Annotated in this window: 22 protein-coding genes; 11 read left to right on the plus strand and 11 right to left on the minus strand. The window is 65.8% G+C overall.

The window, feature by feature from the left end:
* Window positions 1–837 (plus strand): Rossmann-fold NAD(P)-binding domain-containing protein, encoded by an 837-nt coding sequence (locus ON00_RS12080; protein WP_010406059.1) that lies wholly within the window; start codon window positions 1–3, stop codon window positions 835–837.
* Here the strand turns inward: ON00_RS12080 and ON00_RS12085 are convergent.
* Genes ON00_RS12085 through ON00_RS12095 form a run of 3 tightly spaced genes read right to left on the minus strand, consistent with a single transcriptional unit; the run spans window position 747 to window position 4851 of the window.
* On the minus strand, window positions 747–1664 hold the full coding sequence (locus ON00_RS12085; RefSeq protein ID WP_010406061.1) for a DMT family transporter: 918 nt from the start codon (window positions 1662–1664) through the stop codon (window positions 747–749). The genes ON00_RS12080 and ON00_RS12085 overlap by 91 nt on opposite strands.
* The gene (locus tag ON00_RS12090; protein ID WP_010406063.1) at window positions 1661–2662 is read right to left on the minus strand and encodes a threonine aldolase family protein; all 1002 of its coding nucleotides are present in this window, start codon (window positions 2660–2662) and stop codon (window positions 1661–1663) included. Before ON00_RS12090 ends, ON00_RS12085 begins: the two co-directional genes overlap by 4 nt.
* A 41-nt stretch (window positions 2663–2703) precedes the next feature.
* Window positions 2704–4851: a transglycosylase domain-containing protein gene (locus tag ON00_RS12095; RefSeq protein WP_010406065.1), complete on the minus strand. Its 2148-nt coding sequence runs from the start codon at window positions 4849–4851 to the stop codon at window positions 2704–2706.
* Window positions 4852–5064: 213 nt separating this feature from the next.
* Here ON00_RS12095 and ON00_RS12100 point away from each other — a divergent pair, with 213 nt between their 5' ends.
* The 3 genes from ON00_RS12100 to ON00_RS12110 are packed head-to-tail and all read left to right on the plus strand — an operon-like array spanning window position 5065 to window position 7191.
* On the plus strand, window positions 5065–5655 hold the full coding sequence (locus ON00_RS12100; RefSeq protein WP_010406066.1) for an NADPH-dependent FMN reductase: 591 nt from the start codon (window positions 5065–5067) through the stop codon (window positions 5653–5655).
* Window positions 5648–6841 carry a molybdopterin-dependent oxidoreductase gene (locus tag ON00_RS12105; protein WP_010406068.1) on the plus strand — a complete coding sequence of 398 codons (1194 nt, stop codon included), beginning with the start codon at window positions 5648–5650 and terminating at the stop codon, window positions 6839–6841. The genes ON00_RS12100 and ON00_RS12105 overlap by 8 nt, the downstream gene beginning before the upstream one ends.
* Window positions 6838–7191: a hypothetical protein gene (locus ON00_RS12110; RefSeq protein ID WP_010406070.1), complete on the plus strand. Its 354-nt coding sequence runs from the start codon at window positions 6838–6840 to the stop codon at window positions 7189–7191. Before ON00_RS12105 ends, ON00_RS12110 begins: the two co-directional genes overlap by 4 nt.
* On the opposite strand, the gene ON00_RS12115 is transcribed toward ON00_RS12110, so the two are convergent.
* From ON00_RS12115 to ON00_RS12125, 3 genes are all read right to left on the minus strand, one after another.
* A complete protein-coding gene (locus tag ON00_RS12115) occupies window positions 7182–7937 on the minus strand; it encodes a sulfite exporter TauE/SafE family protein (protein WP_010406072.1) in 756 nt (251 codons plus the stop codon). The two genes, ON00_RS12110 and ON00_RS12115, sit on opposite strands and share 10 nt — an antisense overlap.
* Before the next feature lie 132 nt (window positions 7938–8069).
* Entirely contained in the window at window positions 8070–9278 is a 1209-nt protein-coding gene (gene rlmN / locus ON00_RS12120; RefSeq protein WP_029622772.1) for a dual-specificity RNA methyltransferase RlmN, read from the minus strand.
* 32 nt (window positions 9279–9310) lie between these two features.
* Window positions 9311–10276: an NAD(P)H-binding protein gene (locus ON00_RS12125; RefSeq protein ID WP_010406076.1), complete on the minus strand. Its 966-nt coding sequence runs from the start codon at window positions 10274–10276 to the stop codon at window positions 9311–9313.
* 89 nt (window positions 10277–10365) lie between these two features.
* Between ON00_RS12125 and ON00_RS12130 the strand changes: the two genes are divergently transcribed.
* Entirely contained in the window at window positions 10366–11256 is an 891-nt protein-coding gene (locus ON00_RS12130; RefSeq protein ID WP_010406078.1) for a LysR family transcriptional regulator, read from the plus strand.
* On the opposite strand, the gene ON00_RS12135 is transcribed toward ON00_RS12130, so the two are convergent.
* Both ON00_RS12135 and ON00_RS12140 read right to left on the minus strand, forming a co-directional pair.
* Complete coding sequence (locus ON00_RS12135; RefSeq protein WP_010406080.1) at window positions 11246–11728, minus strand: hypothetical protein; 483 nt, start codon at window positions 11726–11728, stop codon at window positions 11246–11248. The genes ON00_RS12130 and ON00_RS12135 overlap by 11 nt on opposite strands.
* Window positions 11725–12378 (minus strand): histidine phosphatase family protein, encoded by a 654-nt coding sequence (locus ON00_RS12140; protein ID WP_010406083.1) that lies wholly within the window; start codon window positions 12376–12378, stop codon window positions 11725–11727. The genes ON00_RS12135 and ON00_RS12140 overlap by 4 nt, the downstream gene beginning before the upstream one ends.
* Window positions 12379–12515: 137 nt before the next feature.
* Here ON00_RS12140 and ON00_RS12145 point away from each other — a divergent pair, with 137 nt between their 5' ends.
* From ON00_RS12145 to ON00_RS12160, 3 genes are all read left to right on the plus strand, one after another.
* Entirely contained in the window at window positions 12516–13193 is a 678-nt protein-coding gene (locus tag ON00_RS12145; RefSeq protein ID WP_010406084.1) for an outer membrane protein, read from the plus strand.
* A gap of 147 nt (window positions 13194–13340) precedes the next feature.
* Entirely contained in the window at window positions 13341–14453 is a 1113-nt protein-coding gene (dnaN, locus tag ON00_RS12150) for a DNA polymerase III subunit beta (protein WP_010406085.1), read from the plus strand.
* A 528-nt stretch (window positions 14454–14981) separates the two neighbouring features.
* Window positions 14982–15761, plus strand: coding sequence for a Coq4 family protein (locus ON00_RS12160; RefSeq protein ID WP_010406088.1), 780 nt, complete (start codon window positions 14982–14984; stop codon window positions 15759–15761).
* 163 nt (window positions 15762–15924) lie between these two features.
* On the opposite strand, the gene ON00_RS12165 is transcribed toward ON00_RS12160, so the two are convergent.
* Window positions 15925–16491 carry a carboxymuconolactone decarboxylase family protein gene (locus tag ON00_RS12165; RefSeq protein WP_010406090.1) on the minus strand — a complete coding sequence of 189 codons (567 nt, stop codon included), beginning with the start codon at window positions 16489–16491 and terminating at the stop codon, window positions 15925–15927.
* Window positions 16492–16590: 99 nt separating this feature from the next.
* Between ON00_RS12165 and recF the strand changes: the two genes are divergently transcribed.
* The gene (recF, locus tag ON00_RS12170; RefSeq protein ID WP_010406091.1) at window positions 16591–17646 is read left to right on the plus strand and encodes a DNA replication/repair protein RecF; all 1056 of its coding nucleotides are present in this window, start codon (window positions 16591–16593) and stop codon (window positions 17644–17646) included.
* Window positions 17647–17793: 147 nt separating this feature from the next.
* On the opposite strand, the gene ON00_RS12175 is transcribed toward recF, so the two are convergent.
* Complete coding sequence (locus ON00_RS12175) at window positions 17794–19110, minus strand: surface lipoprotein assembly modifier (protein ID WP_010406093.1); 1317 nt, start codon at window positions 19108–19110, stop codon at window positions 17794–17796.
* On the minus strand, window positions 19110–20672 hold the full coding sequence (locus ON00_RS12180) for a transferrin-binding protein-like solute binding protein (RefSeq protein WP_010406094.1): 1563 nt from the start codon (window positions 20670–20672) through the stop codon (window positions 19110–19112). Before ON00_RS12180 ends, ON00_RS12175 begins: the two co-directional genes overlap by 1 nt.
* 430 nt (window positions 20673–21102) lie before the next feature.
* Here ON00_RS12180 and ON00_RS12185 point away from each other — a divergent pair, with 430 nt between their 5' ends.
* Window positions 21103–21336, plus strand: a complete 234-nt coding sequence (locus tag ON00_RS12185) for a hypothetical protein (protein WP_010406096.1) — start codon at window positions 21103–21105, stop codon at window positions 21334–21336.
* A complete protein-coding gene (locus ON00_RS12190) occupies window positions 21329–22168 on the plus strand; it encodes an SPFH domain-containing protein (RefSeq protein WP_010406098.1) in 840 nt (279 codons plus the stop codon). The genes ON00_RS12185 and ON00_RS12190 overlap by 8 nt, the downstream gene beginning before the upstream one ends.
* The last annotated feature ends 21 nt before the right edge of the window (window positions 22169–22189 follow it).

The following is a 22189-nucleotide window of genomic DNA, read 5'->3' on the forward strand; positions in this document are numbered from 1 at the left end:
GTGCGGCTGCTGATCTTCGGGCTTGGCTATACCGCACAAGCGCTGGCGGCGCGGGTGCGGGGCGCGGGCGGGGTGGTGGTGGGCACCACGCGCGATGGGCGCGACGGCACGATTCGCTTCGAGGATGCCGCGGCGGTTGCGCTGGAACTCGGCGTGGCGACGCATATCCTGTCTTCGGTTCCGCCTGCGGGCGAGGTTGACCCGGTGCTGACGCGCTATGGCGAGGCGCTGGCGGCGACGCGCTCCTGGCTCGGCTATCTCTCCTCGACCGGGGTCTATGGCGATACCTGCGGTGCCTGGGTCGATGAATCCGCACCGATCGGCCATGGTCGACGCAACGCGCGCGCCGAGGCCGATGCCGCCTGGCAGGCGCGCGGCGCGCGCGTGTTTCGCTTGCCCGGCATCTATGGCCCCGGCCGCTCTCCGCTCGATCGTGTCGCCAGTGGGAGCGCACACCGCGTCATCGCGCCCGGGCAGGTGTTCAGCCGCGCCCATGTCGATGACATCGTGAGCGGCGTGATCGCCGGGTTCGATGCCCCGGCGGGCGCCTACAATATCGCCGACGATTGCCCGGCGAGCCAGAATGCGGTGGTGGAATATGCAGCGCGGATGCTGGGCATGGTCCCTCCGTCGATCGTGTCCCTCGACGCGCTGTCGCCGATGGCGCGCGGTTTCTATGCCGAGAATCGGCGGGTGGCGAACGGCAAGGCCAAGCGCGTGCTCGGCTGGACCCCGCTTTACCCCGATTACCGCGCGGGTCTGCGCGCCCTCAGCGCGATGATGAGCCCGCCGATCACCAAGGCCGCGCCCGCGCCGGTGAGCGGCGACCAGCGATAGCCCTCGAACAGCGTCGACAGGCACATGGCGATGACGGGGACGAGCACGCCCGAATAGGCCGCCTTGGCCGGGCCGATCACGCGGATCACGCCGAAATAGAGCGGGAAGGCGATCGCCGAGGCGAACACGCCGAGATAGAGCGTGGCGGCGAGATAGGGCAAAGTCGGCTCGATCACCGGTGGCCCGGTCGTCACCCAGGCAAAGGTGGCATCGAAGCCTGCGCCGAGCAACATCGCCACGCCCAGCATCGGGATCATCGGATAGGCGCGCGCGGTGCGTGTGCCCTGCATGACATTGGCGGTCGAGGCGGAGAAGATGGCAAGCGTGGTGAAGCCGATCCCGGTCAGCACTTCGCCGGGGCCATGCGGATCGATCCTTATCTCGCGCAGGAACAGCAAGGTGACCCCGATCATCGCCACGCCGACCCCGACAAGCAATTGCCGCCCGAGCCGCTGGCCGAGGAAAATCCGCCCGAACAAGGCGTTGGGCAGCAGCATCAGCGCGAACACCACCGCCACCAGCCCGGAGGCGATATGCGCCTCGGCGCGATAGACGAAGTTGAAGTTGAGGCAGAATTGCATCAGCCCGAGCAAGGCGGCAAAGCCCCAGCCGCGCCCATCGAGCCGGATGCGTTCTCCCCGCAGCGTGGCATAGCCGAGCATCACGAGGCCCGCGACGAGGAAGCGATAGGTGACCGACCAGCTTGGCGGGACCACGCCCAATTGCCCGCGAATGACCAGCCAGGTCGATCCCCAGATCAGCGTGACGATGCCGAAGGGGATCAGGATCGCGAGGCGGCTGGAATTGGGGGGCGGCGCGTCGCTCAAAGCGTTGCGATCGCGTCGGCCAGCGGGCGGATGTCCTCGGGCCGCTGGTTCCACGAAATCACCAGCCGCGCTTCGCCGGGACCCCAATCATAGAAATCGAAACCGAGCGCGCGCAGTTTCTCGGCTTCGGCGGCGGTGACGCGCAGGAACACTTCGTTCGCCTCGACCGGATTGACCAGGCGATCCCCTGCGGCCTGCGCCAGCAAGGCCGCCCCGGCATTGGCACCCCGGGCCAGATCGAGCCACAGATTGCCGTCGAGCATCGCCAGCAGTTGCGCGGCGAGATAGCGGCCCTTGGACAGCAGGAGCCCGGCGCGCTTGCGGCGATAGAGCGTCGCGGCGGCAAGCTCTGGCTTGAAGAAGATCAGCGCCTCGGCGCTCATCCCGCCATTCTTGACGAAGCCGAAGCTCAACGCATCGACCCCGGCACGCCATGTCACGTCGGCGGGCGCGCAGCCGAGATGCGCGACGGCATTGGCGAAGCGCGCGCCATCCATATGCAGGCCGAGCCCGCGTTCGCGCGCGAGATGGCCAATCGCGGCGACGTCATTGGGGGAATAGACCAGCCCATATTCGGTGGCGTTGGTGATCGAGATGGCATGCGGTTGCACCTGGTGCACGTCGTTGCGCGTCGCATCGAGCACGGCGGCGATCGTCTCGGGCGCCAGCTTGGCACCCTCGCCCTCGGCCAGCAGCAATTTGGCGCCGTGCGTGTAGAATTCGGGCGCGCCGGCTTCGTCATTCTGGATATGCGCGTCGCGGTGGCACACGATCGCACCGTGGGGCGGGCACAGAGCGGCGAGCGCGAGGCAATTGGCCGCGGTGCCCGAGGGCACCCACAAGGCGCGCACCGGGGTTTCGAACAGGTCCGAAAAGCGCGCGTCGAGCTGTTTGCTCCAGCCGTCGCCGTCATAGGCGGTGTCGAGCACATTGGCGTCGGCCATGGCGGCCATGACGCTTGGATGGACGGGGGCGGCGTTGTCGGAGAAGAAGCGCATCGCCTAGCAATGCGGGTGCGTTTGCCCGGCGTCAACCGGCGCTATTGGCCGTCGCTCGGATCGCTCTGGTCGCGGCGCGGCGCGCGGTCTTCGGGGGCGTCGCGGCGGCGGTCGCGCCGGTCGGGGCGGCTGGGCGCGAAGTCGATTTCACCATTGCGCAAGCGGATCCGCCCGACGCCCGGAATTTCACCCTCGACCGGCGGAATCGTGCTGGGATCGAGGAAGTTTTCGAGCGCGTCGCCCAGCGAATTGCCCGCATCGGGATCGACCTCTTCGACCGGCTCGGGCGCGGCGGCGGGGCCGACGCCAAGCGCGGTCTGCATGAAGTCGCGCCACACCCGCGCCGGAATGCCGCCACCGGAAAGCCCGGCATTGGGGGTGTTGTCGTCATTGCCGACCCAAACGCCGACCACGAGGCCATTGGCGAAGCCGACGAACAAGGCATCGCGGCTGTCCTGCGTGGTGCCGGTCTTGCCATAGGTTTTGACCGACAAAGCCGCGGCGCGCCCGGTGCCGGTTTCGGCCGAGGCGGAGAGCAAATCGAGCATCTCGTCATGGATCGTGCCGTCGAGCGCGCGCGTGCGATCGGTCAGCGCAGCCATGATGCCGTGCTCCGCCGGAGCGGCCTCTAGCCCGTGCGCGTGGACCGGATAACGCTCGGCCAGGATCGCGGCATAGGCCGAGGTCAGTTCGAGCAGCGACATGCTCGACGTTCCGAGCGCGATCGTCGCTTCATTGGGGATGGGCGAGGTGACGCCAAGATCGCGCGCCGCCTGGATGACATTGGCGACGCCGACTTGTTGGGTGATCCGTGCCGCCGCTACGTTGGACGAGCGCGCAAACGCCTGGCGCAGCGTAATCGGCCCGAGATAGCGGCCATCGGCGTTCTTGGGCGACCAATTGGCGATGGTGACGGGCTTGTCGTCGATCACCGAATCCGGCGTCATGCCGTGGCGCATGGCGGCCAGATAGACGAACAGCTTGAAGGCGGAGCCCGGCTGGCGCTGGGCCTGCGTCGCGCGGTTGAACGGGCTGTCGGCATAGGATTTGCCGCCGACCATCGCGACGACGCGGCCATCGGGGCGCATCGCGACCAAGGCGACTTGTGCCTGGCGCAAGCCCGCACGCCGCACTGCATGTTCGGCGGCGCGTTGCAGGCGGCGGTCGAGCGTGGTCTGCACGGTCGTCTCGGTCGCGATCTCGCCCGCCCGGTCGCGCGCCTCGGGCAGCACCCAATCGGCGAAATAGGTGCCGTTGGGCAGCACCTGGGTATGATCGGCAATCGGTCGCGCTGGACGGACTTCAGCGGCGTCGGCTTTATCGAGGAAACCGGCATCGACCATCGCCGCGACGACCAGGGCGGCTCGATCGCGCGCGCCCTTCAAATTGATGGTGGGGGCGAGCTTGGACGGGGCCTTGACCAGCCCGGCCAGCATCGCCGCCTGGCCGATCGACAGATTTTCCGGCGTCCGCCCGAAATAATGCCGCGCGGCGGCGCGCAGGCCATAAACGTTGTCGCCGAAATAGACGTTGGACAGATAGCGCGACAGGATCTGGTCCTTGGTCAGCCACGCCTCCAGCCAGAAGGCGATCATCACTTCGCGGATTTTGCGCGCGGCGGTGCGATCCGAATCGAGAAAGGCGTTCTTGGCGAGCTGCTGCGTGATCGTGCTGCCGCCCTGATCGCGCCCCTTGGAGGTGATGTTGTGGAAGAAGGCGCGGGTGATGCCGCGCGGATCGATCCCCCAATGCGTGCGGAAGCGCCGATCCTCGATTGCGAGGAAGGCGTTGGTCACGTTTTTGGGCAGCTTGGCGGCATCGACCGGCGCGCCCAGAATCGCACCGCGCCGCGCGATCGGCGTGCCGTCATCGGCGAGCAGCGTGATGCTCGGCGGGGTCGGCGGTTGCAGCGATTTCGACAAAGGTGCCGTCACCGCAAGCCAGCCGACCGCGAACACGAACAATACGATCAGCGCCGCGATCCCGCGCATGACCCAGCGCAGCCGGCTGGGCCGCTGTATCGTCGACAGGTCGGCCGCATATCCCTCTGCGCCATACGCGTCCTCATCGCCATCGAGCGGGTCACCGCGCGGCGCAGGGCGTTCGGGCGGCGGCATACCGCCGGTCAGTTCGAGCGCATCGTCCGCGCGCTGCGGCCGATCGGCCGGATCGAAGGGATAGGAACGCATGGACTAGATCCCGCTACACCGAAAGCGTGTGTTATTCATATAAAACAGATCGTGCAAGCAAGGGTCACGCATCGGTGTCGGATGTAGCAGTGTGGCGCGCAGCGCGCGAGGGGCAGCGCTCGGCGCGCGAGTTCGCGATTGAGCCCGGCGCGCGCGAGCGCTATCGAACGCGGACCGCGGCCGCGTGCCGTCCTGATCCGAAAGATGTCCCCGATGGCCGATTCCGCGTCCGATCTGCCCCTTGTCGTCGGGATTGGCGGCACGATCGGCGGCGTCTCCTCGACCGAGCGCGCGCTGGCGATCGCGCTGGAGGCGGCGGCGCGCGAGGGGTTTCGCACGCGCATGTTCGGCGGGGCCGATATGGCGCAGCTCCCGCTTTATGACCCGAAGGCGACGACGCGCACCGCGCAGGAACGCGACTTCGTCGACACCGTGCGGCAGGCGTCGGCGCTGATCATCGCCTCGCCCGGCTATCACGGCAGCATTTCGGGCGTGGTCAAGAATGCGCTCGATTTGCTGGAGGAAACCGCGCGCGATCCGCATCGCCCGTATCTGGCCGACATGCCGGTCGGGCTGATCGCGACGGCCTATGGCTGGCAGGCGACGGGCAGCACGATCGCGGCACTGCGCTCGATCGTTCATGCGCTGCGCGGCTGGCCGACGCCGTTCGCCGCCGCAGTCAACACGCAATTGACCAAATTCGATGCCGAGGGCGGCGCGAGCGATCCCGCCGTGATCGAGCAGCTCTCGCTGGTCGGGCAGCAAGTCGCGCGCTTTGCGCCGATTGCGGTGCCGCATGGCTGAGTGGCTGCGCCAGCCGATCGCGCGGCGCAGTGCGCTGACGCTCGGCGCGGGGGCGCTGGCGAGCAGCCCGCTCTGGGCGCAGTTGCTGGTCGATCTTGGGTTTTCGCAAGGGGATGGCCGCCGTCCGCTGACCGATGCCTTTCCGGGCAAGCGCGGCATGATCCTGCAGCGCGCGCGCGCGCCGCTGCTCGAAACCCCGATGGCGGCGTTTGACGGGGAATTGGGCGCATCGACCTTCACCCCCAACGATCGCTTCTTCGTGCGCTGGCATTATGCCGACATTCCGTTGTCGGTCGATGTCGACGCCTTCCGGTTGCAGGTCGGTGGCGCGGTCAATCGGCCTTTGTCGCTAAGCCTCAAGCAAGTGCAGGCGCTGCCGCAAGTCGAGATCGCGGCGGTCAATCAGTGCTCGGGCAATTCACGGGGGCTGTTCGGCCCGCGCGTGCCCGGCGCGCAATGGGGCAATGGCGCGATCGGCAATGCGCTGTGGACCGGCGTGCGCTTGCGCGACTTGCTGGAGCGTGCGGGCGTCGCGCCGGGGGCGGTGCAAGTGCAGTTTGCCGGGCTCGACCGTCCGCCGGGTGATGCGCCGTGGTTCGCCAAGTCGCTGACGATCGACCATGCGCGCGCCGACGAGGTGATCGTGGCGTATGGTATGAACGGCACGCAATTGCCCTTGCTCAACGGCTTTCCACTGCGGCTGATCGTGCCGGGCTGGTTCTCGACCTATTGGGTCAAGGCGCTCGACCGCATCACTGTGCTCTCGGCGCCCGATACCGGCTATTGGATGGACAAGGCCTATCGCATCCCGGCGACGCCGCGTGCGAGCGTGGTGCCTGGGGCCAAGGACTTCCCGACCGTCCCGATCGGACGGATGCTGCCGCGCGCCTTCTTCACCCGCGCCGATGCGGGCGGCGTGCGCGGGATCGCGCTGGGCGGGGATGCGGGCGTGGCCAAGGTCGAGTGGTCGATCGATGGCGGCAAGAGCTGGCACGCGGCGCAGCTTGGGCACGATGCGGGGCGCTATGGTTTCCGGCGCTGGGCGGCGTCAGTGCCGCCGGGCGCGCAGACGGTGGCGGTGCGCACCACCAACACCAGCGGCGCAACGCAACGCTTTGATCCGATCTGGAACCCCGGCGGCTATATGCGCAACAGCATCGAGACGATGAAGGTAACGCAGGCATGATGCGGCGGCTTGGAACGATCGTTGCGCTGGCGGCGGTCGCGCTGCTGGCGGGGTGCGAACGCTATGCCACGCCCGAGTCGCTGCGCGGTGGCGGCACGGGCGCGCCGATCGCGCTGACCTCGCAAAGCATCACTTTGCCCGATGAGACGGTGACGCTGCCCGCCAGCGCCGACATCGTGACGGTCAACTGCACGGCGTGCCATTCGCCCGATTTGATCCTCGCGCAGCCCAAGCTCAAGCCCGAGCAATGGCAGGCCGAAGTGACCAAGATGCGCGGCGCCTATAAAGCGACCATCGACGAGCAGGATGACGGCAAGATCGTCGCGGCCTTGCTCGCGCTTCAGAAATAGGCGCGCCAGAAAAACACCAAAGTGGTCGCGCCGGTGACGAACAAGGTCCAGATGCGCACCACGCCGTGTGGCAAGCGCTTGCCGATATGCGCGCCGATCCAGCCGCCAAGGACCGCGCCGACCAGCATCGGCAGACACGCGGCCCAGGCGATCAGCCCGGCCGCGATGAACACGATCGCGGCCGCGGCATTGGCGATCGCCAGCATCAAGGTGCGCGGCGCGAACAGGGCGCGCGGCGAGACGTTTGCAAGCAGGCCATAGACGGCGGTGGTCATCAACCCGACCCCGCCGCCGAAATAGCCGCCGTAAATGCCGAGCGCCGCCTGCACGACGATCAGCACATGCGGCGTGATGGTGACGCGGCTGTGCAACGCATCGGCGGCGCGCTTGCCGAAGGTGATGACGACGAAGGCGAACAGCAGCAGCCACGGGATCAGCAAGTCGAACACATGCGTCGGCGTTGCCCACAGCAGCGCGCTGCCGGCCAGCCCGCCGCCAAAGGTGATCGCGGCGAGCAAGCGGATGCGGACGCCGCCGATCGGCTGCAATTCGTCGCGAAACGCCCAGGCGCTGGTCGCAGCCCCCGGCAGCAAAGCGAGGTTGGAGGTGGCGTTGGCGGTGTTGGCGGGCAGGCCGAGCGCGATCAGCGCGGGCAGCGTGGCGAAGGTGCCGCCACCCGCCAGCGCGTTCATCGCGCCACCCAGAATGCCAGCCCCTGCCGATAAGCCGATTGTCGTCAGATCCACGGTGCTTCCGTCATGCCGGGCTTTGTCCCGGCATCCACCGTGCCGCACATTCCGCCGTCGCGACTTGTGGCGCGCGCGGCGAAGGCAGACAAGGTGCCGCTGTGCTCCCGCCTTCGCAGGAACACAGGGCGGTCAGCCCAGCGCCGCCTGCTTTTCCTCGGCCAGCCGGTCGAGTTCGGCGCGCGTCTTCTTTTCGCTCGCGGTCTTCAACTGCCCGCAGGCGGCATCGATGTCACGGCCGCGCGGGGTGCGCACCGGTGCGCTGATGCCGGCATCGAACACGATGTTGGAGAAGGCTTTGATCCGCTCGGGCGTCGAACATTCATAGGGCGCGCCGGGCCAGGGGTTGAACGGGATCAGGTTCACCTTGGCGGGCAGATCATATTTCTTCAGCAGGCGCACCAGCTCGCGCGCATCGGCGTCGCTGTCATTCTTGTCCTTCAGCATGACATATTCGAAAGTGATGCGCCGCGCATTGTTGGCGCCCGGATAATCGGCGCACGCCTGCAACACCTGCTCGAGCTTATATTTGCGGTTGATCGGCACGATCTCGTCGCGGATCTCGTTGGTGACGGCGTGGAGCGACACGGCGAGGTTGACCGAGATTTCCTCGCCCGCGCGCGCCATCAGCGGCACCACGCCGCTGGTCGACAGCGTGATGCGGCGGCGCGACAGGCCGATGCCGTCGCCATCCATCACGATCTTCAGGCCATCGCGGACATTGTCGAAATTGTAGAGCGGCTCGCCCATGCCCATCATCACGATGTTGGTGAGCATCCGCCCCTCGGGCTGGCTCGGCCATTCGCCCAGCGCATCGCGCGCGAGCATCACCTGGCCGACGATCTCGCCCGGCGTCAGGTTGCGCACCAGCCGCATCGTGCCGGTGTGGCAGAAGCGGCAGTTGAGCGTGCAGCCGACCTGGCTCGACACGCACAGCGTGCCGCGATCGGCGTCGGGGATGAACACCATCTCATAATCATTGCCGTCATCGGTGCGCAGCAGCCATTTGCGCGTGCCGTCGGTCGACACTTGCGCTTCGACCACTTGCGGGCGGCTGATCGTGAAACGCTGTTCCAGCCACGGCTGCATCGCCTTGGAAATGTCGGTCATCAGCGCAAAATCGGTGACGCCGCGATTGTAGATCCAGTGCCACAATTGCTTGGCGCGCAATTTCGCCTGTTTGGGGTCGAGCTGCGAGGTCTCCAGCGCCATCCGCAGATCGGCCTTGGACAGGCCGAGCAAATCGATTCGCCCGTCGCTGCGCGGCACCAGCGCGCGTGGCACGGGTACGGGATCGATATGCCCCGGAATGGGCATGGAGAGGGCTGGAGCTGTCTGCATCCGGGGCACATAGGCTAAAATGCCCGCTTTTTCTACTCCCGCCGGTTTTCGTGCGGCAAGCAGCCCAGCGCGTGCAGCGTCGTGGCCATTGCCTGGTCGAGTGGGGTGTGCGGTTCCGCGCCCAGCGTCGCCACCAAGTCGCGATTGTCGAGCGCGAGCGGGTGGCGCCAGAAGGGGCGCATCTCGATCAATTCGCGCATCGTCGCGTTGAACGGCGCGATCAGCGGGAGCAGCGCCCAGGGCATCCGCCGCAGCGGCAGCGCGGGGTCGCCGACAGCATGGCGGATCGCATCGGGGAAGAGCGTGCCGTCAGGATCGTAATAGCCCGCGAAATGAAAGCGCGCGAAGGCGGGCAGCGTGGCGTCGCGCTCAAGCAGGCGGGCGAAGGTTTCGCCGACATCGGGCAGATAGGCCCAGCTATGCCCGACTCCGCGGTCACCGGGATAGAGGATCGATCGCACCGGCTTGCCCGGCGTGACCATGCCCTGCGACAGCCAGCTGCCGCCGGGGCGCGGGCCGAAATAATCGCCCGCGCGCAGGATGAGGCCACGCATTCCGCGGCGGCAGGCGGCTTCGATGCGCTGCTCCATCGCGACGCGGATCGCGCCTTTGCGCGTCACCGGCTGCTGCGGTGAATCGACCTTGGCGACGGTGATGGTGCGAACGTCGTAATTGTAGATCGTCCCCGGCAAAGCGAGCCGCGCGCCGACAGCCTCGGCGGCGGCGATGCTGTTGTCGAGCATCGGCAATACCAGCGTGTTCCAGTTGCGATAGCCGGGCGGGTTGACGGCATGGACGATCGCATCGACGCCGCGCGCTGCATTCAACACCGCAGCGGCGTCCAGCGCATCGCCGTCGATCCAGCTAAAGCCCTGCTGCGGCGCTCGTGGTGTCCGTGTCAGCGCGCGGACTTGCCAGCCCTGCGCGACCAGCGCCCGCGCGGTTTCCCCACCGACGCCGCCATTGGCACCCAAGATCAAAGCCGTTTTGTCGGTCATCTGCGCCTCCTGTTGCGATGCCCCTGAGATACGCGCACGAGCGGGTGTCGAAAATTGTCAGGAACTGGCAGGCAGCCTATACAAAAAGGATGAGCATCGACTCGATCGACTGGGAACGCCAGCGCGCCTTTCTCGCCGTGCTGCGGACGGGGAGCCTGTCGGGGGCGGCGCGGCTGCTCGACATTGCGCAGCCGACGGTGCGGCGACGGATTGCCGAACTGGAGGTGGCGACGGGGGCAGCGCTGTTCACCCGCACGCCCGGTGGCCTGCAACCGACCGAGGCCGGGCGGGCCGTGGCCGGCCATGCCGAGGCGATGGACCATGCCGCCGCCGCCTTCGTCCGTGCAGCGAGCGTTTCGGCCGAGGTCGCCGGGCGCGTGCGCATTTCGGCGAGCGAGATCATCGCGGTCGAAGTGCTGCCGCCGATCCTCGCGGGGTTACAGCGCGCGCATCCAGGGCTGATGATCGACTTGTCGCCGACCAATCGCAACGAAGACGTCCTGCGCCGCGAGGCGGATATCGCGGTGCGCATGGTCCGCCCGACGCAGGAGGCGCTGGTTGCGCAGCGCATCGGCGATGTGCCGCTCGGCCTGCATGCACGGCGCGACTATCTGGCCGAACACGGCGTGCCGCACAGCATTGCCGAGCTCGCGCAGCATCGCATCATCGGCGTCGAGCATGACAATGCCATCCTGCGCGGAATGCGCGCGCAAGGCTGGCCGATCGATCTCGAGCGCTTCGGCTTTCGCAGCGATCATGACCTCGCCCAGCTTGCGGCGATTCGCGCGGGCTTGGGGATAGGCTTTTGCCAGATCGGGCTGGCCATGCGCGACCCCGAGCTGGTGCGGGTGTTGCCCGATACCGTGGCGGTGGCGCTGGAAACCTGGGTCGTCACGCATGAGGATCTGCGCAGCGTTGCCAGGATCCGCGCGACCTTCGATCATCTGGTCGCGGGCTTGCGCGGCTATATCAGCGCCTGAGGCACCCCAGCGACGCTGCGTCGATCGCGGTGGCGGCCCCGCGCAGCGCATAGACATCGGCGAACGGCGCGCCGCTTTTGGCGAGCGTCTCGACACTCATGCTGCGACTGGAGCGAATCGCGGTGACGATCGTGGCGTCGGTGCGCGCATCGGGGGCCCAGGCATCGGCATTGCCCGCGACCAGATCGAAGCGCCGCTCGCCCACCGACAGCGTGACGCGCGATTGCGGGTTGCGTTCGCGGCTGAGACGGATGTGGAGCTGGTTGCGCACGCCTTGCCCCGGCCAGGTGGCGATGCTGGCGAACGGTCGCCAGGCGGACGCCCCGCCCGACTGCGCCGGGGCGGCAATCGCGTAGCAGCGCAGCGGAGACGGATCGGTAAAGGCCCCCCAGCGATCGAACACGCCGAGCGATTCGCGTGCGGCGGCAGGAGCGGCGAGCAGGACCAGCAAAACCGCCACCCGCCGCATCATGCAGGCGCGTGCCCGAGGCCGAGATGCACCACGCTTTCGATCCCGCGATCGATCATCACCACCGACCCTTGTGGCAATCCCGGCGCGGCGGGGGCGTCGAAACCGGGCACGTCCGCCGCGCCCGTCATCACCCCGCGCAGCACCCGGCTGGAAATGCCGTGCATGATGACGAGCCGGTCGCCGTCGTCATCGGCCGTGTCCGCCAGCCAGCCTGATACGCGCGCCGCAATCTCGGGATAGGTTTCGCCATCGGGCGCTGGAAACAGCAGCCCCGCCGTCCGATCGACCACGCGCGCGCCCTCGGCGGCCAGATCGGCATAATAGCGCCCGCCCCAAGCGCCTGTCTCGATTTCGACCAGCCGCGAATCGGTCTGCGCCTTGTGCCAGTCGAGGTCGAGATGCTCGGCGATCACCGCGAGCGTCTGCAGCGCGCGTCCGGTGGGGGAGGCCCATAGCGTCAGTGCCGGTTTGGTCCCGAGATTTTTCCGCAGCGCCCGCCCCATTTCCTCGGCCTGGGCAAAACCGGCGCGGGTCAGCGGGGTGTGAGCATGGTCGCCCTGCAACCGCCCGACCACATTGAACACCGTTTCGCCGTGGCGGGCGATGAAATCGCGGCCCTTTCGTGGCGGCATCTGGGCGTTGGAATCCATGGCCTGCCTTTCAACCCCGTGTGACGCAAAAGCAACGGTTTTCCTCGTTGTCTGAGGTTCATGCAACTCTCGGCCGGGCTGCCTATTTGAGGGTTCCCCACACAGTATCAGTGGGATGTACCAACGGAGTTACCCCAATGCGTAAGCTAGCCCTCACCGCCACCGCCGCCGCTTTCGGCCTCGGCCTGGCCGCCCCCGCCTTCGCTCAGGACGGCCCACCGCCGGCGCGCGACGACGCGACCTTCACCGGCCCGCGCGTCGGCGTCATCCTCGGCTATGACAAGCTGCAGCCGGGCCGCGGTCCCAATTCCAGCATCAGCAGCGATCGCAAGGCCGACGGCCTGACCTATGGTGGCGATTTCGGCTATGACGTGGCGCTCAACCGCTTCGTGATCGGTGCCGAAGGCGAAGTTACCGGCTCGACCGGCGATGTCAGCAACGCGCCGACCAGCGCCGCCGCGCTCGGCTATGGCCGCGTCAAGCAGGGCCGCGATCTGTATGCCGGTGCCCGCATCGGTTATGTCGTCGCGCCGAAGACGTTGATCTACGCCAAGGGTGGTTACACCAATGATCGCCTCGATCTGACCGCGAACAACGGCACCACCACAACCGGGGCGCACTATAACCTCGATGGCTACCGCGTTGGCGCGGGTGTCGAGCAGAAGATCGGCCGCACCACCTATGCCAAGCTCGAATATCGCTATTCCAACTATGGCGATGCGCGGCTGGAATATGCCAATGGCGGCAACACCAACAATTTCAGCGTCGACACCGACCGTCATCAGGTCGTTGCCGGGCTGGGTGTCCGCTTCTGATGCAAGCTGCCTGTTTGCAGGCGTAAAACGGGGGTCGGGGCGCTTGCCCCGGCCCCTTTTATGTTTAAGGAAAGAGACACGGCGAATTGCCCCCGACGCGTGCGCGTCCGGCGGGAGTGAAGTGGGCGTTGGGCCCGGGGGAACGACATGAAGGCGACGATCGAACGGGCGACTCTGTTGAAGGGCTTGAGCCACGTCCAATCGGTGGTGGAACGGCGCAACACCATTCCGATCCTCTCCAACGTGCTGATCGAGGCGACCGCCGAGGGCGGCCTCAAGCTGATGGCGACCGACCTGGACTTGCAAATCAACGAGACGGTCGCGGCCGCAGTTGATCAGCCGGGGTCGACCACGGTGTCGGCGCACACGCTGTTCGACATTTGCCGCAAGCTGCCCGAAGGCAGCCAGGTTTCGCTCGCCGCCGCTGACGGCAAGCTGACGATCATGGCCGGGCGCGCCAAATTCCAGCTCGGCACGCTGCCGCGCGACGATTTCCCGGTGATCGCCGAGGGCGAACTGCCAGTGTCGTTCGAACTGCCCGCCGAGACGCTCAAGCAGATCATCGACAAGACGCGCTTCGCGATTTCGACCGAGGAAACGCGCTATTATCTGAACGGCATTTTCTGGCACGTGTCGGAAGACCCGCTGCCGGTGCTGAAGGCTGCCGCCACCGACGGCCACCGTCTGGCGCGCATCACCATGCCGCGCCCGGAAGGGGCCGAGGGTATGCCTGACATCATCATTCCGCGGAAGTGCGTGGCCGAACTGCGCAAGCTGCTCGACGAAGTCGATGGGTCGGTCGGCGTGTCGATGTCGGCGACCAAGATCCGCTTCGATCTGGGCCAGGCGCTGCTCACATCCAAGCTGATCGACGGCACCTTTCCCGATTATTCGCGCGTCATCCCGACGGGCAATGACAAGATCCTCAAGATCGATCCGCGCAGCTTCGAAGAGGGCGTTGACCGCGTCAGCACGATCGCGACCGAAAAGACGCGCGCGGTGAAGATGGCGCTCGACCGTGACAAGATCATCCTGTCGGTGACCAGCCCCGAAAACGGCACGGCGGCGGAAGAAGTGCCGGGCGAATATACCTCGATGGGCTTCGAGATCGGCTTCAACAGCCGCTATTTGCTCGATATTCTCGGCCAGCTTCAGGGCGACACGATCGAAGTGCATCTGGCCGACGCCGCCGCACCGACGCTGATCCGCGAGAATGACAAATCGGCCGCTTTGTATGTGCTGATGCCGATGCGGGTTTGATATGGAGGGGCCGCGAGAATCTGAGCGGTCGCGAAACGTTTGGGCTGGTCGCTTTGATTCTCTAAGACCACCCGTGCCTCAATCTCATCCGGTATCGAAGACGTGGCTGGATTTTGTCAGTCCAATAGAGAGTGCGCCTCCTCTCTACAGGATGAATGGGTTCGGGTTTGGTCTGTACGGATGGCTAAGAGAGCCGGACTTTGGGGCTGCATATTTGAAGCTATATTTTGTGACGGCGCTTTGGCTGCCGATCATACCGGTGGGGGCGTACTTTGTAACTCGTGAGCCGACGGGTTACCGATTTTACGGTTACCTTTCCCTGTGGAACATCCTTAGAGCTTTTCGACATAAGGTCGTTGCATTTTACCTGTCCGCTCTGATCGAAGGCGTCGGTGTTGCTATGTTATTTTTTGCGCTCGCGGCGGCTGCGCTCGGCCTCGTAGAGTGGATACGGCACCTAATATGAGTCTGCATTGACGCGCAGCCCGTCATTCTTTATTGACACTCGTGTCAGCAAGGATCGAATCGATGGCCAAGCTTCCGCCTTTTCCGGGTACGACCGGGCGTCGCGACTGGCGTACGGCGTTCGACGCCATTCGCAAGCTGCTCGCCAATGGCGATGACACGACACAAGTGTTCCGCATCATGCGCGCGCTGAACGTCGGCAATGCGCCAATGAACTATGCGCGGCTGATCGCGACCACGCAGGGCGGGCGGCTCGCTTCGGAGCAAGTCGAGCTGGCGGCGCGCTTCTCCGATCCGGCGTTCGTTGCGCGCTTCGCGCCCGGCACGGTTGGTGCCGCCTATCGCCATTTCCTCGAGACGACGGGCTATTCCGCCGACGGGCTGGTCGCGGTCAGCAAGGTGATCAGCGAAGATCAGGTCCAGCATCCCTATGCGTGGTTCGGCCGCCGTGTGCGCGACACGCATGACATCTGGCATGTGCTGACCGGCTATAAAGCCGACGAATCGCTGGGCGAGGCGTGCTTGGTCGCGTTCAGTTATGCGCAGGTCGGCGGGCTCGGCTGGGCGTTCATCGCGGTGGCAGCGGCGCTGAAGAGTTTGAAGGCGACCGGCAACACGCTGTTCGCCCGCGCGGTGTGGGAAGGCTATCGCCATGGCCGCCGCGCGCAGTGGCTTTCGGGCGAGGATTATGAGGCGCTGCTGGCGGAGCCGATCGATACGGCGCGCGCGCGCTTGGGGATCGCGACGCCGACCGCCTATCTGAAGGCGCAGCGCGAGCTGGGGCCGGAAATGGCCTCCTACCTCAGCCAGCGGCGCGCGGACGCGGCCCCGGCTGCCGCCTGATTCGGTCACGATCTCGTTCAAACGACTCGTTCCCCATCCCCGTTCGCCCTGAGCCTGTCAAAGGGCTCCGCCGCAGGCGATGGGCTCGCTTGACCGGGGGCGGGGCTTCGACAGGCTCTGCCCGAACGGACGTTCGGGGATCGCTCTTTAAGAAAAATCGACGTTATTCGCGCTCGGGCACCGGCACGTTGAAGCCGTTGAGCGTCATCGACACCAGTGCATACAGCCCGACCAGATAGATCAGTTCATTGGTGCCATGCTGGCCGAACGTGTCGACCGCGAGGCGGTAGCACGGCTCGGGCAGGACGCCGCCATTGACCAGCGCGAAAGCGACATCATAGGCGACGCTTTCTTGCGCCGAGAGGTCGCGCGGCTTGATGTTGGCGCACAGCTCCGACAGCCGCTGCGGCGACATCTGCTCGTGCTCTGCCACCGCGATATGCGCATAGATCTCGTAAGCGGCATCGAAATGCGCGCCGCACACCAGAATGGCGATCTGGCGCGGCTTGTCGTCGAGCGTCGCTTGCGCGGTCATCGCCTTGGTCAGCTCCCACACCGCCTTGCCGATCACGGGTTCATGTAGCCAGGGATTCCACGGGCCGATCAGCGCGCCATCGGCATCGACCGTCTTGAACACGTTGAAATTGGAGGCGATGCCCGCCTTCATATCCTCATAAAGCGGCTTTTGCTGCTCGGTCAGGTCGGCGGGGGTGATCAGGGGCAAGCGCATCGACGGTCTCCTTCGGCGCGGCAGCGCATCAGCGCCGCCTTGGTTCCTGAAAGCTGCGCGGAAATTGCGAAAGCTGTGCGACAGGGTAGAGCGGATGCGATGCTGACGCGCCTGGTCCTGACCGATTTCCGCAACCATGCCGATCTGGCGATCGCGCCGGGGCCGGGCTTTGTCGTGCTGACCGGCGAAAATGGCGCGGGCAAGACCAATGTGCTCGAAGCCGTGTCGCTGCTGGCACCGGGGCGGGGTTTGCGCCGCGCGAGTCTCGGCGAAATGGCGCGGCAAAGCGGGCGCGGCGGCTTCGGCGTGGCAGCGGAGCTGGTCGGCGACGTGGCGATCGCTACGGGGACCCAAGCCGCCGCGCCCGAACGCCGGATCGTGCGCGTGCAAGGCGCGGCGGTGGCGGCGACGGCGCTGGCGGAGTGGCTGACGGTGCTGTGGCTGACCCCGGCGATGGACCGGCTGTTCGTCGAGCCGGCGGGCGAGCGGCGGCGTTTTCTCGACCGGCTGACGCTGGCGCTCAGCCCCGGTCACGCCGTCCATGCCAATCGCTACGAAGCGGCGATGCGCGCGCGCAACCGTCTGCTGGGGGAGGAGGGCCCGCCCGACCGCGACTGGTTGGCCGCGCTGGAGGCGCAAATGGCCGAACACGGCGCGGCGATCGACGCGGCACGGCGCGCAACGGTGGCGTCACTTGGCGAACGGCTGGCCGATCAGCCCGAAGGGCCGTTTGCGCGCGCCGGGCTTCGCCTCGAAGGGTGGACCGGCGGTGGCGCGACGCTCGCCACCGACCTGGCGCAGAGCCGCGCGCGCGATGCGGCGGCGGGCCGCGCGCTGGTCGGGCCGCATCGCAGCGATCTGGCGGTGACGCATCTCGGCAAGGGGCAAGCGGCGGCCTTGTGCTCGACCGGCGAACAGAAGGCGCTGCTGCTTGGGCTGATCCTCGCCCATGCCGGGCTGGTGGCGGAACGCACCGGCGCGCCACCGATCCTGCTGCTCGACGAAGTGGCCGCGCATCTCGATCCCGTGCGCCGCGCCGCGCTGTTCGAGCGGCTGGCGGGGACGGGGCAAGTGTGGATGACCGGCACCGAGCCCGCGTTGTTTGCGGAGCTTGATGCGGCGGCGGTGCGGCTGACGCTTGGGGCGGGCGGGTGAGGTGAGCGGCGGAAGGTTAGGGGAAAGTTAGGGTAAAAACGCTTGGGATGTGGTGTGGAGCTGGGCGGGAGCGGTTTTGTCAAAGCACAGGGCCGGTATAGCAAAGGCGGCGCTTGTAGGACAGAATTGGTGGCGCATACCGACGGTTCAGAACGCGCGAGTGATGCCGACTTCGCTGGCGGTGCGTGCGTATTGGTAAAGCTGCAAGCTGGAGGCATTCCGCTCATAGCTGACCCGAATATAAGGGGAGAAAGCACCGATTTTAAGTTGCCGGAAGGTTGCCCCTGCGCGTGCTGTCATCAACCATTCGCGGCGCCGGTCGCCGAACAGGAAGAGGGCGGCATCGCCCTCGGTTCGCCGCAATCCTCCCGAAACGAACACGGTCGTCTGGCCGAGTTCGCGCCAGCCGAGCGCTGAAACGCCTGCCGCTTTCGTGGCGTATCCCGGATCACGGGCGGTTTGCCGTGTGATCGAAACGCCGATGCTTGCGCCAGCTTTGGCTGACAAAGCGCGTTCAATCGACACGTTAAGATCGCCGATCGCGCCGTCTTGCAGATCATTGCGCCGGTACGTCGCCTTGCTTGCGCTCCCGCTGACGACCAATTGCGCACGGCGACCGAGGATGTGCAGCCAGTCGAGCGATACCGCATCTGTGTGCGCGTAGAGCGCGCCGCCATACCAGCGCCATGTTCGGCCAATGGACGGGCTGAACCGGTCTTTCTGACGCTGCCATTCGAAGCCGATCAACGCAGTTCCGGAAATGTCGTTAAACTGGGATGCGCGGTATAGATTTGCCAGCGTGGAGAGGCGTGGAACCAGTGCGAGGCCATCCGCTAAACCGAGGCGGGCATACCCTTGTCCAGCCAGGCGTAGCCCGACGCCAGATTGCGCGCGGGCGTCGTTCGAGAGCGTCAGCGGCGCGATGATGGTATCGAGCGTCCGCACCTGCGTTGCACGATTGACGTTGGAGTCGGGTGCCAGCGCCAGTTCGAACGACCCGCCGAAGCGCTTGTGGGAGCGCAGGATTTGATCGAACTGTCCTACCGCTGCGGCAACTGAGCCCGGCAGGCCCGTGGCTTGCGCCTGGCGGAGTTCGCGGCGGGCAGCGCGTTCGTCACCAAGCGCGGCCAGCATGCGCGCCAGCTCGAGCCGCGCACGCGCGGCTTTGGGTTGTTCGTCAAGCACGGCACGGAAGGCAAGCGCCGCCTCGCGGTAGCGCCGAAGATCGGCAAGCATCATCCCTTTGCGAAACCGTGCTTCCGCGCGGACATCGGCGTTGGGATCATGCGCCAGCGCGTCATAGAAGCCGGTGGCATCGTCGATCCGGCCGGCTGCGCGCGCGCGGTCGGCGAGGCCGAAGACGTCGATCGCGGATAAGTCCTGCAAATGGGTCGTGGGCGGCGCGGTCTGACCGGCCACCGCCACCGCCGCTGGCGCTGCGAGCGCCAGCGTCAAGCCAGCCATCACTGCCGCTTGGCTGCCGCCACGCCGGTGATGGTGGCATAACCGGCGGCGCTGTTCGCCGGGCTCTGCAACGAGAACGGTCCGGCAATTTCCTCGCCGTCCGGCCCGTAGAATTGCGGGCTGATCTGGCCAACCGCCACACCACTGCGCGTGATGTTAGCGGTGCTTGTTGCGGAATAGCCCAGTTTCCCGGCGAAATCGAAGCTTCCAAAGTCGACCGCAGTGCCGCCATTGGTCGGGGTGCCGGTCATTGCCAGTGCGCCCGAATAGCTTTGCTTGCTGAAATCCACGTCGAATTGCGACGAACCCTTCACATCGTAGCGCGCCGCAGTTGCCGCAGCGGTGCCGTATACAACGCCAGCATAATGGCCCGTGCCGGTTTTGCCCGACAGCAGCCGCGCGGGGGTCGAAAGCCCGTAGGCAAAATATTGATCGACCGGTGCCGTGCCGACCCCGAAGCGCGTCTTGGTGGCCCAGTGGCCGAAGCTGGCATAGGTCAGCGCCAGCTCGCTATTTTGCGCGCCGGGTTTGTACAGTTCGAGCGTTACGTCCTGACTTTCGAAGGAACCGGTGAAGGTCTTGCGGTAGGTGGTGAAGTTCGCCTTGCTGCTCGCAACCTTGTCGGCGAGGGTGAACTGACCACCATTTAGGTCTGAGGTCGGCGGAGAATAGGTAAAGGTTTCAGCGTTTTGCTGATTCAGCTGGCCGACCAAGCCATAGCCGAACTGCGTGTAGAAGAGCTGCGGCTGCGTTAGGTTCGTCAATGTGAGGTTGGCCACTGTCGCGCTTGTATCGCGCTGGCCGGTGAAGGAACCGGCGACGGCGAATCCATCGGTGCCCTGGCCGTTGAAGCTTGCCCCCAATTCCTGGGCCGTTGGACCGTAGAAGCGACCGTTCAGCGTGCCGCCCGCGCTGCCATATTGCCCCTCATACAAGGCGTTGCCGGAAAAACCGTTGCCCGAGGTGAGGTGCCCGGCCGCGATCAAGTCGATGCCGCCCCCCACGATTCCGTGACCGGTGACCAACCCCGTTTCGGTATTGTAGGTTTGCGCTGAAAACACACCCGCCGCGAAATCCACGCTGAACGTTCCCTGCCCTTGAAACGAAAGCGGTTCTTGCCCGGGCTTCGATACGAAGCCGAACGCATCGATACGAAAGGCGGCGGTACCGGTGCGCGGCACGGCGGCGGCGTCGCTTGGCAAACCATAAGTGAAGGTCGCGTAATTTGTGTCCTGGCGCGTGCCGGTCACGACATTGCGCTGCCAGAAGCCCAAACCGACATATTGTGTGGCCTGAGTGCTGGTGAAGGGGACCTTCACCAGCGTCAGATAATCGCGGTTGGTGCCGTCGGTCTTCTGATACAGGGTTTCGGTCTGGGCGTTGGTGGAATCGGCCTTAATATCCGCTGGCGTGAAGGTCTGGCTGCGGCCATCCACCGACACCGTATAGCCTTGGCTTTTGGCATCGTAACTGATCGTCAGCGTGCTTCCGCTGCTGCTGCCCGAAAGTCCGGTTTTTGTCGTGAGATCGAGCGCGACCGTTGCCGATGCGGCGTCATTCACGAAGGACTGACTGTATTGAAGATTCGTAAGCGACGCATTGGTTGGCGGTGGGGCAGGCGTAGCGGGTGTACTTCCGGCGCTTTGCGGACCGCCGTCGCTGCCGCCGCATCCAGACAGGCAGAGAATCGCAACCGAGCACAGCCACGTTCCACGGTTTCGCATTCATACCCCCAAATTTGCGGCCTGCCCCCAGACCATATCATTGCCGACCATAGCAGCGGATCGGACGAGGTCTCTACTAAATATTTGAACTATTGCCTTTAGTGGGCGCGTTGACACACCCTGCACCCGCCGCATCCACGATTGCACGCCGTGCATCCCGATTGCCATTGTGTCGCACCCGTAACAGGCAGATATTCCCCCTTGCGCTTCCGATGAAGCGCTGCGGCCCCGGCATCCTATCGGGGGCGTTCCGGGGCAAAGCTCTTTCATGAAATCGCTGGATCTGTGGCTCGTCGGCTTCGGCTTGCGCTGCGCAGGGCTGCTCGTGTGCGAGCTGGCCTGTTTCGCGTTCGTCATCCCGACGCTGTTCAATTTGCACAGCGACGCGGCGGATGCCGCGGCCGCGGTGATCGCGCTCGTTGCTTTGGTGGCAGGCTTTCTGTCGGTCACCGCGCTGACGCGCGAATTCACTCTCCTCTTGCTGGACAAGGACCATGACTAAGTTCGTTCGTTTCGTGCCGCTGCTGGTGATCCCGCTGATTGCGATCGTGCCGATGAGTTCGTGCAGCCGGGTCGAGCCGGGGCATGTCGGCATCAAGGTGAGCAATTTCGGCAGTTCGGCGGGCGTGTCCGACCATGCGCTGGGCGTGGGCTGGTATTTCACGCCGGTCGGCACCAACATCTATGAATATCCGATCTACACCTCGACCTATGCCTGGACCAAATCCTCGACCGAGCAGAGCCAGAGCGATGAGGAATTTCCGTTCCAGGATCGCAACGGGCTCAACCTGTCGGCGGACGTGTCGGTCGCGTATCGCGTCGATCCGGTGAAGGCGCCGATCCTGTTCCAGAAATACCGGATCGACATGGCCGGGATCGTCGCCGGGCCGCTGCGCAATGCGGTGCGCAGCGCGTTGAACGAGGAAGCGGCCGGGCTGGGGATCGAGGAGATTTACGGGCCCAAAAAGGCGGCGTTGCTGTCGGCAGTGCAGCGCGATGTCGCGCGCTATTTTGAGCCGGTCGGGCTGCATGTCGAGCAGCTCTATTGGGCGTCGAACATCCGCGTGCCCGACCAAGTGCTGAGCCAGATCAACACCAAGATCGCCAATGAACAGGCGGCGCTTGCGGCGCAGGCCAACGTGGCGACGGTCAAGGCCAATGCCGATGCGCGCATTGCCGATGCCGAGGGCAAGGCCAAGGCCTCGCAGATCGAAGGCGATGCGTTGCGCGCCAACCCCGCGATCCTGCGCCAGCGCGCGATCGAGAAATGGGACGGCAAGCTGCCGACCTATAGCGCCGGGAGCGGGCAATTGCCCTTCATTACCGAAAAATAGCCGTATCCGGCCCGGGGCTCT

This window comes from Sphingomonas echinoides ATCC 14820 (assembly GCF_000241465.1).
Lineage (GTDB): Bacteria > Pseudomonadota > Alphaproteobacteria > Sphingomonadales > Sphingomonadaceae > Sphingomonas > Sphingomonas echinoides.